This window comes from Paenibacillus methanolicus (assembly GCF_008124765.1).
In the GTDB taxonomy this organism is placed as follows: Bacteria; Bacillota; Bacilli; order Paenibacillales; family Paenibacillaceae; genus Paenibacillus_Z; species Paenibacillus_Z methanolicus.
The window spans coordinates 158,201-174,706 of sequence record NZ_VNHS01000009.1 but is presented as its reverse complement, the minus strand read 5'-3'; the positions used below and the strand labels follow the sequence as shown (position 1 = coordinate 174,706).

Here is a 16,506-nt window from a genome sequence, read left to right as displayed (position 1 = left end):
CCGGGGCATTAGTATTGGAAGGTATGACGTCTTCAGCGTAGGCACTGTCAAAACCGCTCCCAAGCCCTGTCGATAAAATTAGAGATACAATGATGGCTTGGATCAGACTTAAACGAGCTTTCTTTTTTATCACGCGTCTATCCCCCATTTATCCAAATATAGCGCTTACATTTTGTCGGAGTTCATTCCCCCCAACTATACTGACCTTGCTCCATGCTGCATTCCCAATCTTACGATCGTGAACGCAAACCAAGGAGCACCTTGCTCTGTATAGTTGGAGAGAATAACCGCTGCGTATTACCTTATTAATGCTTCTTTTGCTAAAGCCAATGCGCCACATAACCCCGCATTCCCAGCCAGGGCAGGTGGAACGATATACGTTTCCAAGTCGGTGGAAAATACAGGATGCTGTACATAACGGTTTAGATGACTTTTCACTTGTTCTCGTATTCGAGGGAACAGATGCGCTTGATTCATGATGCCGCCCCCCAGAATAATGATCTCTGGAGAGAGAGTAAGAATGTAGTTTGCCAGCGCCTGACCAATGTAATAGCTCTCCAATTCCCAAGCGGTATGAGAGGCTTCCAATTCGTTCGCTTTGCGCTCCCACCTCTTCTCTACCGCCGGGCCGGACGCCATCCCCTCCAGACAATCGCCGTGAAACGGACAGTTCCCCGCATAGCTGTCCAGCAGATGCCGCTTCACGACGATATGCCCCATCTCCGGGTGCAGCAAGCCGTGTACCAGATTCCCTTCGACAATCGCGCCGACGCCAATCCCCGTCCCGACCGTCATATATAAACAATTGCGAAGTCCTTTGGCCGCCCCCCAGACAGATTCGCCCAAGGCTGCCGCATTCACATCGGTATCGAATCCAACCGGGATATCCAGGAATCGCTTTACATGATCCAACATGCGATATCCGCTCCAATGCGGTTTCGGCGTGCTCGTGACCGAACCATATGCGGGGCTTTGCGGATTTACATCGATAGGCCCGAACGTACCAATTCCCAAAGCCGCGATTCCTTTGTTCGAAAAGAATGACATAGCCTCATCCAACGTCGCCTCAGGTGTCGTGGTCGGAATGGAGACTCGTTCCACGATTTGCCCGTCCGAAGTGCCGATTCCGCAAACAAACTTGGTACCCCCGCCTTCAATTGCTCCCAGCAGCATATCCCGTCCCCCTCCTATCTAGGCATCGACGCATACGCGTAGATGGATTGGAGCGGATGGAAGTCTAATCGATGAATGATCGCTTCGCCGCCGCGGGTATACAGCTCCAAGCCTACGCTTGAAGGGTTCGGGAAAATTTGATCGGTTATGACCACTTCCCCGTCATTGGCAAATATCTCAACCGAAGAATGGTCGACGAATATATGGAGGCGAAAACGGCCTTCAAGCGGCTCCAGCTGCACATCATGTTTGCACGCAAATTGACGATGGAATTCGCTCTCGCCAGCGTCGCTTCGACAAACGAATAGCTTTCTCTCCGCAGCGCGATATCCGACCACGGTCTTCTCCGTATCCGAGGTTCGGAGAAGAAACCCGATTTCCTCCGCGAGGCCAGCTTCAAATTCGCAGACCAACTCGTATCGATCGCCTTGGAGTCCTGCCAGTAGATTATCGCCGGGACGAATGGTAACCCCTTCCCATTGCAGGTTCTGCCCCTGCTCCCTCAATGCCTGGAGTTCCGGGACCGGCTGCTGCACAAGTCGTGTGCCGAGAGGCGTGCGTCGCACCCGCAACTCTCTTGGAAGCGTCATCGCGCTTCGCCATTCCTGTGTCGGCGTCAAATTGCTATACTTCCAGTTGCTCATCCATCCAATAAATAACTTCGCCCCATCCGGACGCTGTACATCCGACCACGTAACGCCTGCATAATTATCGCGGCCGTGATCAAGCCACAAGACGCTTGCGGCATCATTTTCGTTTGTAAATGTAATTCCGTCGAACTCCCCAACGAAATATTGGGTTCTGGAGCCCTCCGGATAATCGGGATGATCTCCGATGCTGACAATAAGCACCCACTTGCACGTGTCATTTGAGCCCTCGATTGGCAGCTCAATGAGATCCGGGCATTCCCATACACCCTCATGGGAACCTTCCGTCATGCCGAATTCACTGGCGAATGTCCAATTCTTCATGTCATAAGAGACGTAGAACTGAGCACGGTCACCGACAGCCAGCACCATGACCCAATGCTGCTTCGGTTCATGCCAGAATACTTTCGGATCCCGGAAATCGGTATGCGCCTCGTTCACCAGAACGGGGTTGTTCTCGTACATCGTCCAGCTTCTGCCTTTATCTGAACTGTACGCCAAGCTTTGCCGCTGTCTAGGGCGTTCGGAGTCTGGATACTGGTCCGCGTGCGTGAAGATCGCAACGAGACCCGGGCCACCGCCGAAGAAACCGCTGCTGTCCTTCCAATCCACGACTACGCTTCCGGAGAAAATAAAACCGTTGTGATCCGGCTTCAATGCGATCGGCATGTGCTCCCAATGGACAAGATCCCGGCTGATGGCGTGGCCCCAATGCATCGGCCCCCAGGTGGTTCCATTCGGGTGGTGTTGATAAAAGAGATGATACTCCCCTTCGAAGTAAACCATGCCGTTCGGATCATTCATCCAGTTGGCCGGAGGCGTGAAGTGAAATTGCGGTCGGTATTTTTCATCGATGATTGTCGTTGTCAATGCGTGTTCATCCTTCCATTAGAAAGCCAAAGCCTTATTGTTGCATGGGGAACAAACCGGAACAGCTGCGACATTGCTCCGGTTTGTGTTGTGCGTTATGTGCAGGTCATCATTCGGCTTGCTTTAGGTATTATTTTTCTTGAATTCGTCATAACCCTTTTGATAAATTTCGAGCAGCTCTTGCAATCCGATCTGGTCCAGCTTCTTCAGGTAGCCGTCCCATTCTTCCTCGACGCCGCCTGTCATGAGCCATTTCGCCTTCATTTGTTTCGTATATTCTTTGAGCTGCGTCTCGATTTGGTTGATTTTGTCCAAATCCTCCGCGGAGAAGAATACGAAAGGATAGTTTTCTTTCACTTGATACGGGAAGTAATACTTCTCCAATTCGTCCAGACGCTGCTTCGCGCGCGGCTCCATATCGACGAGCGTGCCGAATGCATCTTTCGTGATCACGGTCGGTCCGCCCGGCGCCACTTTAAGACGGTATTCGCCGGCCGTCGTGCCAGCTGGAACCGGCAGATTGACGAGCTTGCCGTTCTCTTCCTTGTACACTTCGCCAATTGGTCCCCAATGCGCTTGGATAGCCGTCTTCGGATCATACAACTGGTCGACCCAGCGCGCGGTAATTTCCGGCTGCTCGTTCGCTTTCGTAATGACGAACGAATCGCGGGAGTACTCGGAATAGTTCGTTTTGCCGATGACGATCTCGCCTTTGTTGTTTTTGAGAGGCGGCATCAGGACGTAATCTTTCATGCGCTCTTCGCCGACGATCTCGGGTCCTTCCCACCAAATGAAGGAGCCCAGCGTCACATCGGCCGTCTTGCCTTTCGCCTTCAGCTTCTCGGCATCCATGCTGGCGATCTCCGGATCGATCAATCCTTCCTCATACCATTTATGGTAGTAGGCGATCGCTTCTTTATATTCCGGAAGGGCCAGCGAGTATTGAACCTTGCCGTCTTTGACGATGCGATGATCTTCCGTCGTGACGTCCGGCGCGCCGAACATGCCCAGCAGGTCCCCTTCGTTCCCGCACCAGCCTTGGAACCACCAAGAGAGCGGGATAACCGTGCCCTTGCCGTTCACATTGTTGTCCTTGAACGCTTTCAACGCATCATGGTACTCTTCCAGCGTGGTCGGTACCGCAAGACCCAACTGATCCAGCCATTTCTTGTTGATGAACATCTGGTTCGGCATGCCGATCAGATTCATCTCTTCCGCATATGGCAACGAGTAAATATGACCGTCGGGCGCCGTTACGACCGCTTTCAAGTCGGGACGGGCTTCAAACAACTTCTTCAGGTTCGGCATGTACTTGTCGATCAGGTCTTCCAGCGGGATAATCGTTCCCTCGCTGCCGTATTTAATCAAATCGTAGTCGGAGAATTGCGCATTATAGAAGGCATCGGGAAGATCGTCCGTCGCCAAGAGCAAGTTCTTCTTCTCTTGATAGCCGTCGCTTGCGATATTGTTCCATTCAATTTGAACATTGGATTGAGCTTCAAGCGTTTTGAAAAAGGTCATGTCCTCGAAGCTTGGGGCCAACGGATTTTTAGGAGATACGAATGTAAGCGTGACTTTATCCTTCACGATCGGGTACCCGGTCAAATTGATATCGTTCGCCGCAGCCGAGCTGCCATCGTTCGACGAAACAGATTCCGAATCATTTGAGGACTTGCTACACGCCGTAAACACTAAGCTTGCAGAAATCAACAGCAATAAGGACGAAGCGTATCTTCTCTTCATTTCTATTCCTCCCGTTTTTTCTTTGATCAAGCAACCACCCTATTTACACGTGCCACAGTTATCCGGTACGGACCACCCCCTTTAGTGCAATGTCCTTTTTCATAAAGTCGGCTTGCTCGCTCGATTATCCTTTCACGCTTCCGATCATGACGCCTTTGACAAAATAACGCTGGATAAACGGATAGGCGATGAGAAGCGGCAGCGAGGCAATCACGATGACGCCATACTTTAACAAACTGGCTACCCGCTGCTGGACTTCCGCCGATTCCACATCGGTTACGAATTGGCTGGCCAGCTCATTTTGGATGACCAGAATGTTGCGCAACACCAGCTGCAGCGGATATTTGCTCTCGTCTCCCAGATAGATGAGCGCATCGAAGAACGAGTTCCAGTAGCCGACGGCGTAGAATAATGCCAATACGGCGATAATGGCTTTCGAGAGCGGGAGCACGATTTTGGCAAAGAAAGTGATGTCCGAACAGCCATCGATCTTCGCTTGCTCGAGCAGTTCGTTCGGAATCGTATCTTGGAAAAACGACCGCGCGATGATGACATTAAAGAGGGAAACAGCCTTGGGCAGAATTAACGCCCACATCGTATTGATCAAGTGCAGCTTCTTGATGACGAGATAAGTGGGAATCAACCCGCCGGAGAAGAACATCGTAATGAGCAGGTACACCATGATCGTATTCCGCCCATATAAGTCTCTGCGCGATAAGGCGTACCCTGCCAAGACGGTGAACAGCACGTTGATAACGGTACCAACACTCGTGTACAAAATGGTATTTTGATATCCTCTCCAGATGCTGCCCTCTTGAATAATGCGCGAGTAACCTTCCATCGTGATGCCTTTCGGCCAAATCCACATCTCGCCATTAAGGACGGTAGTGGGATTGCTTATGGAAGCGATAAAGACGAAATACAAGGGGTACAGCACAATAAGCGCGATGACCGATAGAATCGAATAGTTCAGGATGTCGAATACGAGATCGTTTCGCGACCTTAACGTTGATTTTGTCTGACCGACGGACACGGTTCGTCCCTCCTAGAATAAGCTTGTATTGGACAGTTTTTTGGCGGCTTTATTAACGGCTAAGAGCAGGACAAGATTGATCACCGAGTTGAATAAGCCCACCGCGGCGGAGAAGCTATATTGAGATTGCTTCAGACCCACCTTGTACACATAGGTCGATATAATTTCGGAGCTCGGCAGATTCGTCGGCGTTTGCAGCAGATAGGCCTTCTCGAAACCAACGCCCATTACATTACCGACCGCGAGAATCAATAGAATAATCGCCGTAGGCATAATCGAAGGCAGATCGACATTCAAAATGCGCTGCCACTTCGTCGCGCCATCGACAATGGCCGCTTCGTGAATTTCAGGGTTCACGCCCGCCAGGGCCGCCAGATAGACGATGGCGCTGAATCCCGTTCCTTGCCACACATCCGATAAAATGTAAATGGCTTTGAAATACCCCGGCTCAGACATAAACAGAATCGGATCATTACCCGTTAAATGCACGATCGCCTGATTGATAATACCGGTCTGCGAAAGGAACACCAGAATCATGCCGGACAAGACGACCGTCGAAATAAAGAACGGGGCATAGACCGTCGTCTGAACGAACTTCTTAAATCGCAAGTTCGACACTTGGTTCAGCATCAACGCAAGAATGATCGGCAACGGAAAGGTCACAATCAGGCCAAATACGCTGAGTCCGAGTGTATTGCCAACCACTTCTTTGAAGTTGTAGGACGTAAAGAAACGCTCAAAGTGTTCGAACCCCACCCAAGGACTCCCTAAAATTCCTTTCGTAACGGAGAAATCTTTAAACGCGATGATGACCCCGTACATCGGCCAATACGCGAAAATCGCAAAATACAAAATCGTGGGCAATAAAAAGAGATAAAGCTGATAATTGTTCGCGATCGCTTTTAAACGCCTAGACTTCAATTGGATTTGCCTCACTTTCAAATCATTTTGAAACGTTTCCATTTTCATGGTCAGGTGCCCCCTTTTTCTAAACTAGGAAACGGTTACATCTTTCATTTTTGAAACGTTTCCATTTTACAGATCACGGGATGATCTGTTTCTATCTTTTTGAAACGTTTCCAAATTGCCGAGAAAAAAATCAGGCCCTACGCAATACGTTCTACGTCGTCTCTCCGGGCCTGAACTGTACGGGAATTCGAATCGTCTCCAGCGAGACCGCCGCTCCGGCGATTTGGTTCAAAAGCAGCCTCACGGAGGTGCGGGCCATCTCCTCTACCGGCTGGCGAATCGTCGATAGGATGGGATGAAAAAGCGTGCTGTCTTGAATGCCGTCAAAACCGACGACCTTCACGTCCTGCGGAACCCGTATACCGTATTTCTGGGCTTGATCAATGTATTTGGCCGCAAATAGATCCGTGATGGCGAATACGCCGTCCACCTCGCGGCGCTCCCTAACCTTGAAGAAATTGCCGAAGTATTTCAGATCGTCCATTACCGGGTCAGGCTCTTCATAGACAATATAGTCTAAACCTAGCGACTCCGCTTCGTCGATGAACCCTTTCTTCCGAAGCATGGTCTCGCTGAACACGGATGTGACAACGCCCAGGAAAGCAGGCTTACGAACACCAGCCTTGTACAACTCCCGCATCGCAATCCGGCCGCCGGTGTAATTATCCGACGTTACGCATGGAACCGATTTGGAAAAGTGACGGTCGATACTCACAATCGGGATCTCTGTATCGAGACTGCTCTCGATATCGTTGTAAGTAATCCCAAGAACCCCGGCTACCTTATTCTGGCTGAGCATATCAAAGTAATACAATTCCTTCGCCGGTTTGCCTCCGCTATTGCACAAAATCAATTTGTAGCCTTCGCGATCCAGCTCATCTTCGATATAATAAGCTAGTTCGGAGAAAAACGGGTTCCATATGCTCGGAAGCAATAGCGCGACTAAATTCGATTTTTGCATTTTAAAGTTTCTGGCGATTTCATTCGGTACATAATTTAACTGTTTAATCGCTGCCAGAACCTTTTCCCGCGTCTTCGGCTTGACCGATGGCTGATTGTTAATGACACGCGATACGGTCCCAACCCCTACGCCAGCCAACTCTGCAACATCTTTCAAATTGGACAATCTGATTCCTCCTGATGCATATACCTCTTTCCCTTATATCCATATACTAGCATCATTTTGGAAACGTTTCAATAACAATCTTCAAAAGGTGCTGACACCTCTAAAACCGCCAGGTCGCCGAATCTTCTTAAGCAACATTCTAGGCTCCTATGAGAAATAAAAACCGGTAGTCGCCCCTCTCTCAACCATTAGGCTCCGCTGTATTCTCCCAGCTATCGTTCCTACGTTAACGAATGAGGCGATTTACTTGCTGAATCATGGTCGCGTCTTTCGAAAGAGCGCGTGCTCTCTCCAACTAGGCGAGAACGTTTCCATGTTCTTGATCGGGATATTCGTAATTTACCCTTGTGGTGCCGCCCCCTTACAAAAAACCATGTAACCGCTTTCTGTATTGTAATAAAACTGTAATAAACTCTTCATGTTTCTTTCATCTAAACCCGCTATAATGTACTCATGACCCCCCTTTATTATATATTCTCTCTTGTAGCCTGCGGATTTTAGCCGCAGGCCTCTTTTTTTGTGTAAGATTCGTTTAACAAAAACAAAAAACGCGGCTCACGCCGCGTTTTCTTACAAACCTCGTTTTGTAACATTCCTGCTCGCATCGAAGCGCGACCGCGCCAACCTTACAACCCCCGCGCCGCCTCCGCGAACTGCTTCGCCCGGGCCGTCATCAGATCGAACTTGCCCTCGCGCGCCCACGTCAGGTTGACGAGCTTGCTGCCCATGCCGACCGCGCAGGCGCCGGCGTTGAAATAATCGGCGATGTTGTCCAGATCGACGCCGCCGGTCGCGATCATCGGAATTCGGTCCAGCGGCGCACGGATCTCGGCCAGATACTTCACGCCCAGCGACGCCATCGGGAAGATCTTCACCGCTTCGGCGCCGGCTTTCCACGCCCGGACGATCTCGGTCGGCGTCATGCAGCCCGGCCAGACCGGCACGCCCTGCTCGTTGCCGTAGACGACGACCGACTCGTCGAGGTTCGGCGAGATCAAATATTGCGCGCCCGCCGCGATCGCTTCCTTCGCCATGTCGAGATCGAGCACGGTTCCCGCGCCGATCGCCGCCTCGGCGCCGAACTTCTCCCGCCAGCGGCTGATCAAGCCGGTCGCGCCCGCCGTGTTCATCGTAATCTCCATCATCCCGATCCCGCCGTCGATCAACGCGCGCGCGGCTTCGTCCGCATAGCGGTCTTCGACGCCGCGGAAGATCGCCACGATCCGCTCGCGCGTAAGCCTCTCCAACATCTCGCTCATCGCAATCCAACTCCCCATCCGTTGCACTTCCTATCGCGCGTATTGCTCTCGGTGCGGATCTCAGCTGGTTGCAGCGATTAGGTCAGGTCTTCTATTCTTCTCGTCATCGTCAACGCGCCGCCGCGATCTCCCAATAATCGCGAAGAATGCGCAGGAACACGTTCGGGAACGCCAGTTCCGCCATGTCGGCTTCGCTAATCCAACGGTAGTTCGCCGGCAGCTCGGCGTTCTCCGCCATCGCTTCGCTAGCCGCGGCCGTCTCCTCGGCCGCGCCCCTGTACGTTCCCCCGGCTTCCGCGACCTTGAATCTCGCCGCGGCATCCGCCGCTGCCAGCGTCTCGGATTCCGCCAACGCGAAGCCGAACGCCGCCTTGAACACCTGAACGTCCCACACGATGTGACTGAACACGTGCTCGGCTTCGCCCCACCAGCCTACCGGGCGGACCAATACGCGGTCCTCCGACGCCAGTTGCCGGCACAGCAAGTCCATCTGCGCTTCCTTTCCGGCAGCGACGCCTTGCGCGAACCCGCTTCCGCCGATCGCAAGCGCACCCGCATGCGAGGCCTCGAGCGCCACTTTGTCCGCCTTCGCCTTCGCGCCGCGCGCCGGCTTCTTCTTCGGCTCCGCGCCTTCGGCCAGCACATGCGGCAGCTCCCACATGCGGGCGAGCAGCCCGCTCTCCGGACGCTGGCGGACGAGCAGCTTGCCCGCGTGCTCGCCCGTGCCGACGACGAGCGCGGCCAGACGCGTCTCCGGACGCGGCGGCTTCGCCTTCGTCTTGATCGGCAGGATATGCTCCTTGCCCTCCGCGCGGCCTTCGCAATGCGCCATGACCGGACAGGTCAGACAGCCCGGCGACTTCGGCGTGCAGACGAGCGCGCCCAGTTCCATCAAGGCTTGGTTGAAATCGCCGGCCGCGCCTTCGGGAATGAGCGAAGCGGCCAGCTTCTCGATGCCGATGCGCGTCGACGGCTTAGCGATGTCGTCCTCGAGGCAGAAGTAGCGCGACAGCACCCGCATGACGTTGCCGTCGACGGCCGGCTCCGGCCGATTGAACGCGATGCTCATGATCGCGCCCGTCGTGTACGGTCCGACGCCGCGCAGCGCGGCGACCATGTCCTTGTTATCCGGGACGATGCCGCCATGACGCTCCGCGACCTCCTGCGCGCCGGCTTGCAGATTCCGCGCCCGGGAGTAGTAGCCCAAGCCTTCCCACAGCTTGAGCACTTCTTCCTCCGGCGCTTCGGCCAGAACGGTGATCGTCGGGAACTTCGCCATGAATCGTTCATAATACGGAATGACCGTATCGACCCGCGTCTGCTGCAGCATGACCTCGGAAACCCAGATCCTGTAAGGGTCCCGGTTCATCCGCCAAGGAAGCACGCGCTTGTTCGCGCGGTACCAGTCCAGCAACTCGCGACTGAAGTATGCCTTAGCCTCCGTGCTCGCGGCAGCCAGCTCGCTTACGTTTGCCCGCGCCGCCTTCTCGCCTGGCTCCGACACCTCGGCTATCGCCTTCGTCCGCTCCGTCATCCTTCCACCTCGCTCTTCTCTTCCTCGCCGATTTTGCTTCTCTGCTGTTGAGCGATTTGCCGGTAACGGCTCGGCGTCAGTCCATAGTGCTGGCGGAACAGGCGGGACAAGTAGTGATTTTGCATCCCGACCGCCCGCGCCACCTCCGCCACGCGCACATCCGTATCCTGGAGCAGCCGGCGCGCTTCCTCCAGCCTGCGGTTGTTCACGTACTGAATCGGCGAACATCCGGTGACGGACTTGAAATACCCAATGAAATAATTCGGATGCAGAAACGCCAGTTTCGCCAAATCGTACACGCCGATGTTCGATGCCAAATGACTATCGATGTACGCGAGCACCGGCTCCAGCTTCCCCATCAGCTCATGGTCGTGCAGCGGCGTCGTCTGGCAGAAGTCGCATACTTCCAGATAGGCCGCCACCAAATCGAGGAACGCCGCGCGCACGCGCAGCTCCCGGGTGAACAGCTCCGATCCGAACGCCTGCACGAGACGCGCGAAATCCTGCTCCGCCTCCGCTTGCTCGAACGGCGCCACCGCAACCGGGAATTCATCGAGCGGCAGCGTGCCCGCCGACGGGCGGAAGTGGCACCAATAGACCTCGCACGGCTCCGCGCCGTCGTTGCCGAACTGCTGCGATAGACCGGCCGGAATCATGTACATATATCCAGGTTCGAGCGTATACGATACGCCGTCCAGAATTAGCCATCCCATCCCGCTTCGCACATACCAGAGCCGATAATAATCCGGCGTATCGTCGCGGTGGAATCCGGTATGCATCTGCGAAATAGTAGCCATAGACACATCAGCTTGAAAGCGATGAAAATTATTTTGTAATATGGTCTTATAGGTAGAATTCATGTAAACTCCCACTATCTCGAAATCTATATACCACCTACTATTATAAGCCGTATCGGATAAAAAGGACATGTTACTAATTGGCACTGTGTCTATCGTCCGCTTTCGAAAGGAGCACCTACCATGAATGACCGCAACCATCCGTCCCGCCTTCGCCCGCTCGCCCGTCCGATTGCCCGCCTGTCCCTTGCCGCAACCGCCGCCGCGGCGCTGCTGCTCGCATCCGGCTGCGGCGGCGGTTCGGGCGGCCAAGGAGGGGCGGCCTCCGCCGAACTAACCGGCCCCGCCGAGACGCTGACGCTCTACCGGAACAACTGCGTCAACTGCCACGGCGCCGAACTGCAGGGCCGCATGGGCGCCGTCACGAACTTGGCCGAAGTCGGCAGCCGCATGTCCGAAGCCGAGATCGAAGCTCAGATCAAATCCGGTTCCGGCGCGATGCCCGCGTTCGCCGAGCGGCTGACCGAGGAGGAAATCAAGGCGCTTGCGTCTTGGCTTGCCGGACACAAGTAGCGCGGCTTCGCGCCGCCGATCGCAAGCAGCGAAAATAAAGAGGATCCGCCAACGCGCCTTACCGTATGATCGACGGCAAGCTGCGCGGGGGCAGATCCTCTTTTGGTTTCCAATCCGAATTATCGATAATCATCACGACGCTTCGCGCTGCGCCCGTCTTTCGGCAGTCCCGAGGACAGCGGTCCGGAATACGTCCAGCGACAGGCTCCCATCTGCGGATGCATCGGGAAACGGTCCCCCTGCATGAGCGGCAGCTTGCTTCCCCACACGTTCGTGTACATGCCGTCGTAAGTTACCTCCTGACCGCTGATGAACGTCCACTTCGCCCGAGACTCTTGCATCGTCAAAACATTAGGCACTTGTTCCATCTCCTCTCCCTGATTGCATACATAATGGTGTATTCACATTATGTGCGTTTGGTGACAAAACCAAACAAGGTGAAACGGATACGCCGTCTTTTAACGGCGACGCAAGTTTCATTCCGGGAGCTGATTGGTTTGCGTTCACAATCCGAAGATTGGGCATGCAGCATTCAGCTATTGAAATACAAGACGATAGATATACGTAACACTTATATATGCTTGTATTTTCAGAAAATGGCGGGCAAACGCCTAATTTACCGACTCTTTAACCTCTTCGACAACGACGAAGGCCGATGCGAAAGGCTGCTCGTGCGTAATCGTCACGTGAATGCGCGTCCGCGCGGCATCCTTGCCCAGCCGGCCCCACGCCGCCGCGCTGAGCGTCGCGCATGGCTTGCCCGACGCGTCCCGGCCGATCTCCATGTCCTGGAACGACAGCTCGCCGCCGATGCCGCAGCCGAGCGCCTTCGATAACGCCTCCTTGGCCGCGAACCGCCCTGCCGCGTATTCCGTCCGGCGCAGGCCGCCGAACCCCGCGAGGGTATCCCGTTCGCCCGGCGTCAAGATCCGCCGCAGAAACTTCTCGCCGATCTCTCCGTCCAGAATGGACGCGATCCGCGTCAGCGACGCCATATCGTGCCCGATGCCGATGATCATGCTCGTCCGCCTCCTTCAGCCGCCTCTCTACGCAAAAAGAGGGAAGCCCCGGCCAACCGGCCGGCCGTCTTCCCTCTCGCCGATGCCGGTTAGATGCCCGGAATCGGTTCGCGCTTATGAGCGGTCTTCACATATTGCTTCTCCAGCTTCTCGCGGGCCGCATCGCCCACTTCCTTGCCTTCGAGGTATGCGCTGTTGTCGTCATACGTAATGCCCAGTTCCGCTTCGTCCGTCTGACCTTCCCAAAGGCCGGCGGTCGGCGCTTTGTCGAGGACGCTCTGCGGCACGCCCAGATTGGCGGCGAGCTGACGCACTTGACGTTTGTTCAGCGTGCTGAGCGGCGTAATGTCGACCGCGCCGTCGCCCCACTTCGTGTAGAAGCCGGTGATGGCTTCCGAAGCGTGGTCGGTGCCGACGACGAGCAGGTTGAGCTCGAATGCCAGCGCGTACTGCGTCACCATCCGCGTGCGGGCCTTCACGTTGCCCTTGCCGCCGCGGCTGATGTGGCGGGAGATGCCGATCGACTTCAGGCTGTGCTCCACTTCCAGCGCGATCTCGTCGACCGCCTCCTGGATATTGGTCTCGACCTTGTGCGTCAGGTTGAACGCTTCGGCGACCGCGTAGCTGTCGGAGATATCGACCTGCTCGCCATACGGCTGGAACACGCCGAGCGTAATGTACTCCTTGCCGGTCTCTTCGGAGAGCTCGTCAGTCGCTTTCTTGCACAGGCCGGTCGCGACCGCGCTATCGATCCCGCCGCTGATCGCGATCAAGAGGCCGGTCGTGCCCGATTTGCGGACGTAATCCTTCAAGAAGTCGACGCGCTTGCGAATCTCCTGGTCCGGATCGATCTCGGGCTTCACGCCGAGACGTTCAATGATCTCCTGCTGCATGCTCATCCAAAGTCACCTCTTAACGGCAGAAACGGTCGAACGCAGACGTCAGATCTGCGGCGATGTCGGCGGCCGAACGGTTCTCGATTTGGTGGCGCTCGATAAAGTGAACGAGTTCGCCGTCTTTCAGAAGCGCGATCGATGGGGACGAAGGCGGGTACGGAGCGAAATATTCGCGCGCTTTGGCCGTTGCTTCCTTATCTTGACCGGCGAAGACGGTGTACAAGTGATCAGGCGTAATATCGTGTTCGAGCGCTTGCGCCACGCCCGGACGGCATTGGCCGGCCGCGCAGCCGCATACGGAGTTGACGACGACAAGAGCGGTTCCCTTGGCGTCCGGCAGCTTCGCCTCGACATCCTCCGGCGTGCGCAGCTCCTCGATCCCAAGACGCGTCAGATCGTCTCTCATCGGTTGCACCATATCCAGCATATATCTTTCGAACGACATTGACATAGAATACCACTCCTCATCACAATCATTTATTACCCATTATACCGCCCGTCTAAAATGAAAGCAAAGAAAAAGCAACCGGCGCGCATCGCTCCGATTGCTTCATGGTGGCGCCGCGGCGAAGCGGTTATTCCGCTTCGCTCGGCTCGTCCGCCTCCGCGGCGGCGTAGCTCGCATTCTTGTCCGGATGCATGAAAATGCCGGCCGCCGGCGCGATGCCCCGCTCGAAATAATCCCGGTTCTCGTCCGTCAGGAACCCGATGTCCTTGTACGGGTGCACCCACTCGTCCCCGGCCATGACGGCCGGGTCGGTGTCCGCCGTCCACTGTTCGAGCGGCGAGTTCGCCGACTCGTAATCATGGTCGCCGATGACGACGCCGTGCGAATTCGTGAACGGCGCGCGCGGTCCGCGGCCTTCCTTGAATTCGGAGCGGAAATTGATCTCGAACGGATCGAGCGCCGGATCGTCGCCGCCCGCAAACGGCTTCTCATCGGCCTCGGCTGCCGCGGTTGCGGCCGTCTTCCGTCTCGGTTCTTCCGTCATGCGATCCCCGCCTTACTCGGCTGGCTGGTTCGGGCCGTCCAGCTTCTTGTCGTACCCTTCTTGTTCCGGCTGTTTCTGCTGGCCGCGCTGCGATGCCGCGCCGGCCGCGTCGCTGCCGGCGCCTTGCGGCGCGCGGGACTTGTCGTTGTTTGCCATGGTGGTTGGCACCCCCTTCCAACGGCTATTATGCGCGCCGCGAGGAGGAACTATCCGCCCGCGCTCCGATCGAAGCGCACCGTGAACGTCGTGCCGGCGCCGGGTTCGGATTCGACCCGGATCGTGCCGCCATGCCGCTCGGCGATGCCGAGGCACATCGCAAGCCCAAGGCCCGTCCCTTGCGTCTTCGTCGTGAAGAACGGCTCGAACAGCCGCTCCAACCGCTCGCGCGGTATGCCGTGTCCGTCGTCGGCTACCTGCAGTTCGACATGGGCGGGCATCGCGCGCGTGCGGATTCGCAGCGTCCCCTTCCGCTCCTCCATCGCCTCCAGGCCGTTGCGGCACAAATTGAGGATGAGCTGCTTGATTTCCTTGGCGTTCAGCAGCAAGAGCGGCATCTCGTCCGCCAGCTCCAGCTCGATCGTAAGCCCTCTCATGTTGGCGTCGGCCATCAGCAGCGGCAGCAGATCGTCGATCAGATCGTGCAGCGACGCGGGGGACCGTTCGCTCAACCGCGTTTGGGCCATGGAGAGAAAGTCGTTGATGATGCCGTTCGCCCGGTCGAGCTCGTCCATCACGATGCGGAAGTATTCCCTTTGATTCTCCGGACTCCGCTCCCGCATCAGCTGGATGAAGCCGCGTATGACCGCCATCGGATTGCGGATTTCGTGCGTGATGCTGGCAGCCATTTGTCCGACCAGGCTGAGCCGCTCCATCCGCTCCGCTTCGCCCTGCAGTAGACTGAGCTCGGTCACGTCCTGGGCAAGCACGGCCGCGCCGATCACGCCGCTGCCGCGGGGATCCCGGATGCTGATGCCCATGCAGGCGTAAATTTTGCTCTGCTCCCGCGCGTATTCGGTTGCGCTCGCATGGCCGGCCAGCGCCTGCTCCAGCAGCTTGGTCATCACGCGTCCCGCCGCATAACCGCCAAGCATCGAATAGGGCTTGCCGAGCAGCTCGTCTTCCGTCTCCCCCGCCCGGAGCATCGTCCGCGCCCGCTCGTTCAAGTGGGAGATGACGCCGCCGCGTTCCGCGAAAATAACGCCGAAGGGGTGCTCCTCGACGAACTGCTTGAGCTTCTGCGCCTCGATGCGGTACTGCGTCATCCATTGCGACAAATTTTCGTTCAGCCGCAGCCGATCCATATAATTCTCGATTAGATAGACGACCACGAAAGCGGTTGCATAATAAAGGAAGATATACGTCCACCCTTGCAAATCCGCAAGCGCCCGGAACGAAAGCCCCGCTTCGTCCGGATACAAGGCGAACACCGTGAGATGAACGAAGATGACCCCCGTCATCAAAGCGAAGAGGACAAGCTGCTTGCGGCGCCTGTCCATGGCCTGGAACTCCGGTCCGATCCAATGGAACAACAGCGGCATAACAAGCGCCGTCACGCCCGCGAGCTCCAGCAACGACCACGCGGCTAACCCGTCATGCAGCAATCTTGCGGCCGCATATACGGACCCGAGGACGGCCATTGCCCCATAACCGCCATAGAGCGAGCCGATAAACAAGGGAATGAACATGAAGCCCATATCCAGCCGGTTATCCGACGCGCAGACGACGAAACCGATGATCAGGGAGCAAATCGAGAACAATGCCAGGTAGAACGGTTTGCTTATTCGCGTAGCTGCCCGGTCATGCCAGACTTGAAAGGCGAAGTAAGGCACCGCGGCTGCGATCATTTGCAACAGGGTTTGCTTCCACACGTCAGAT

At 55.8% G+C, this 16,506-nt stretch carries 17 protein-coding genes; 1 reads left to right on the top strand and 16 read right to left on the bottom strand.

Features of this window, described 5'->3' with window-relative positions; all coding sequences use genetic code 11:
• Positions 1 to 297 precede the first annotated feature (297 nt).
• From BCM02_RS23150 to BCM02_RS23110, 9 genes are all read right to left on the bottom strand, one after another.
• The gene (locus BCM02_RS23150; RefSeq protein WP_281288225.1) at positions 298 to 1,173 is read right to left on the bottom strand and encodes an ROK family protein; all 876 of its coding nucleotides are present in this window, start codon (positions 1,171 to 1,173) and stop codon (positions 298 to 300) included.
• A 14-nt stretch (positions 1,174 to 1,187) separates the two neighbouring features.
• Positions 1,188 to 2,690: a glycoside hydrolase family 32 protein gene (locus BCM02_RS23145; RefSeq protein WP_246183514.1), complete on the bottom strand. Its 1,503-nt coding sequence runs from the start codon at positions 2,688 to 2,690 to the stop codon at positions 1,188 to 1,190.
• A gap of 123 nt (positions 2,691 to 2,813) precedes the next feature.
• Positions 2,814 to 4,433: an ABC transporter substrate-binding protein gene (locus BCM02_RS23140; RefSeq protein ID WP_148931503.1), complete on the bottom strand. Its 1,620-nt coding sequence runs from the start codon at positions 4,431 to 4,433 to the stop codon at positions 2,814 to 2,816.
• A gap of 124 nt (positions 4,434 to 4,557) precedes the next feature.
• Positions 4,558 to 5,466 carry a carbohydrate ABC transporter permease gene (locus tag BCM02_RS23135; RefSeq protein WP_148931502.1) on the bottom strand — a complete coding sequence of 303 codons (909 nt, stop codon included), beginning with the start codon at positions 5,464 to 5,466 and terminating at the stop codon, positions 4,558 to 4,560.
• Positions 5,467 to 5,478: 12 nt separating this feature from the next.
• Complete coding sequence (locus BCM02_RS23130; RefSeq protein WP_246183535.1) at positions 5,479 to 6,429, bottom strand: ABC transporter permease; 951 nt, start codon at positions 6,427 to 6,429, stop codon at positions 5,479 to 5,481.
• Positions 6,430 to 6,586: 157 nt separating this feature from the next.
• Positions 6,587 to 7,561 (bottom strand): LacI family DNA-binding transcriptional regulator, encoded by a 975-nt coding sequence (locus BCM02_RS23125; protein ID WP_148931501.1) that lies wholly within the window; start codon positions 7,559 to 7,561, stop codon positions 6,587 to 6,589.
• A gap of 626 nt (positions 7,562 to 8,187) precedes the next feature.
• Positions 8,188 to 8,820: a bifunctional 4-hydroxy-2-oxoglutarate aldolase/2-dehydro-3-deoxy-phosphogluconate aldolase gene (locus BCM02_RS23120; RefSeq protein ID WP_148931720.1), complete on the bottom strand. Its 633-nt coding sequence runs from the start codon at positions 8,818 to 8,820 to the stop codon at positions 8,188 to 8,190.
• A 109-nt stretch (positions 8,821 to 8,929) separates the two neighbouring features.
• A complete protein-coding gene (mutY, locus tag BCM02_RS23115) occupies positions 8,930 to 10,279 on the bottom strand; it encodes an A/G-specific adenine glycosylase (RefSeq protein WP_148931719.1) in 1,350 nt (449 codons plus the stop codon).
• Between the two features lie 71 nt (positions 10,280 to 10,350).
• Complete coding sequence (locus tag BCM02_RS23110) at positions 10,351 to 11,151, bottom strand: helix-turn-helix domain-containing protein (RefSeq protein ID WP_187434369.1); 801 nt, start codon at positions 11,149 to 11,151, stop codon at positions 10,351 to 10,353.
• A 183-nt stretch (positions 11,152 to 11,334) separates the two neighbouring features.
• Between BCM02_RS23110 and BCM02_RS23105 the strand changes: the two genes are divergently transcribed.
• The gene (locus BCM02_RS23105; RefSeq protein ID WP_148931499.1) at positions 11,335 to 11,724 is read left to right on the top strand and encodes a c-type cytochrome; all 390 of its coding nucleotides are present in this window, start codon (positions 11,335 to 11,337) and stop codon (positions 11,722 to 11,724) included.
• Positions 11,725 to 11,843: 119 nt separating this feature from the next.
• Here the strand turns inward: BCM02_RS23105 and BCM02_RS23100 are convergent, their stop codons facing one another.
• From BCM02_RS23100 to BCM02_RS23075, 7 genes are all read right to left on the bottom strand, one after another.
• Entirely contained in the window at positions 11,844 to 12,083 is a 240-nt protein-coding gene (locus tag BCM02_RS23100; RefSeq protein ID WP_148931498.1) for a hypothetical protein, read from the bottom strand.
• Positions 12,084 to 12,335: 252 nt separating this feature from the next.
• Positions 12,336 to 12,743: a holo-ACP synthase gene (gene acpS / locus BCM02_RS23095; protein WP_148931497.1), complete on the bottom strand. Its 408-nt coding sequence runs from the start codon at positions 12,741 to 12,743 to the stop codon at positions 12,336 to 12,338.
• An 89-nt stretch (positions 12,744 to 12,832) separates the two neighbouring features.
• Positions 12,833 to 13,642, bottom strand: a complete 810-nt coding sequence (gene nadE, locus BCM02_RS23090; RefSeq protein ID WP_148931496.1) for an ammonia-dependent NAD(+) synthetase — start codon at positions 13,640 to 13,642, stop codon at positions 12,833 to 12,835.
• A 13-nt stretch (positions 13,643 to 13,655) separates the two neighbouring features.
• Positions 13,656 to 14,090, bottom strand: a complete 435-nt coding sequence (locus BCM02_RS23085; RefSeq protein ID WP_148931495.1) for a BrxA/BrxB family bacilliredoxin — start codon at positions 14,088 to 14,090, stop codon at positions 13,656 to 13,658.
• A gap of 124 nt (positions 14,091 to 14,214) precedes the next feature.
• Positions 14,215 to 14,631, bottom strand: a complete 417-nt coding sequence (locus BCM02_RS23080; RefSeq protein ID WP_148931494.1) for a DUF3905 domain-containing protein — start codon at positions 14,629 to 14,631, stop codon at positions 14,215 to 14,217.
• Between the two features lie 12 nt (positions 14,632 to 14,643).
• Positions 14,644 to 14,787 carry a hypothetical protein gene (locus BCM02_RS35400; protein WP_187434368.1) on the bottom strand — a complete coding sequence of 48 codons (144 nt, stop codon included), beginning with the start codon at positions 14,785 to 14,787 and terminating at the stop codon, positions 14,644 to 14,646.
• A 50-nt stretch (positions 14,788 to 14,837) separates the two neighbouring features.
• A complete protein-coding gene (locus tag BCM02_RS23075) occupies positions 14,838 to 16,499 on the bottom strand; it encodes a two-component system sensor histidine kinase NtrB (RefSeq protein ID WP_148931493.1) in 1,662 nt (553 codons plus the stop codon).
• Between the last annotated feature and the right edge of the window lie 7 nt (positions 16,500 to 16,506).

What these genes read in the sequence shown, in the direction of transcription:
- BCM02_RS23105 (WP_148931499.1), top strand. Translation starts at nt 11,335, where the DNA reads ATGAATGACCGCAACCATCCGTCCCGCCTTCGCCCGCTCGCCCGTCCG.
- nadE (WP_148931496.1), bottom strand. Translation starts at nt 13,642, where the DNA reads ATGAGCATGCAGCAGGAGATCATTGAACGTCTCGGCGTGAAGCCCGAG.
- BCM02_RS23120 (WP_148931720.1), bottom strand. Translation starts at nt 8,820, where the DNA reads ATGAGCGAGATGTTGGAGAGGCTTACGCGCGAGCGGATCGTGGCGATC.
- BCM02_RS23110 (WP_187434369.1), bottom strand. Translation starts at nt 11,151, where the DNA reads ATGGCTACTATTTCGCAGATGCATACCGGATTCCACCGCGACGATACG.
- acpS (WP_148931497.1), bottom strand. Translation starts at nt 12,743, where the DNA reads ATGATCATCGGCATCGGGCACGATATGGCGTCGCTGACGCGGATCGCG.
- BCM02_RS23140 (WP_148931503.1), bottom strand. Translation starts at nt 4,433, where the DNA reads ATGAAGAGAAGATACGCTTCGTCCTTATTGCTGTTGATTTCTGCAAGC.
- BCM02_RS35400 (WP_187434368.1), bottom strand. Translation starts at nt 14,787, where the DNA reads ATGGCAAACAACGACAAGTCCCGCGCGCCGCAAGGCGCCGGCAGCGAC.
- BCM02_RS23080 (WP_148931494.1), bottom strand. Translation starts at nt 14,631, where the DNA reads ATGACGGAAGAACCGAGACGGAAGACGGCCGCAACCGCGGCAGCCGAG.
- BCM02_RS23085 (WP_148931495.1), bottom strand. Translation starts at nt 14,090, where the DNA reads ATGTCAATGTCGTTCGAAAGATATATGCTGGATATGGTGCAACCGATG.
- BCM02_RS23150 (WP_281288225.1), bottom strand. Translation starts at nt 1,173, where the DNA reads ATGCTGCTGGGAGCAATTGAAGGCGGGGGTACCAAGTTTGTTTGCGGA.
- BCM02_RS23130 (WP_246183535.1), bottom strand. Translation starts at nt 6,429, where the DNA reads ATGGAAACGTTTCAAAATGATTTGAAAGTGAGGCAAATCCAATTGAAG.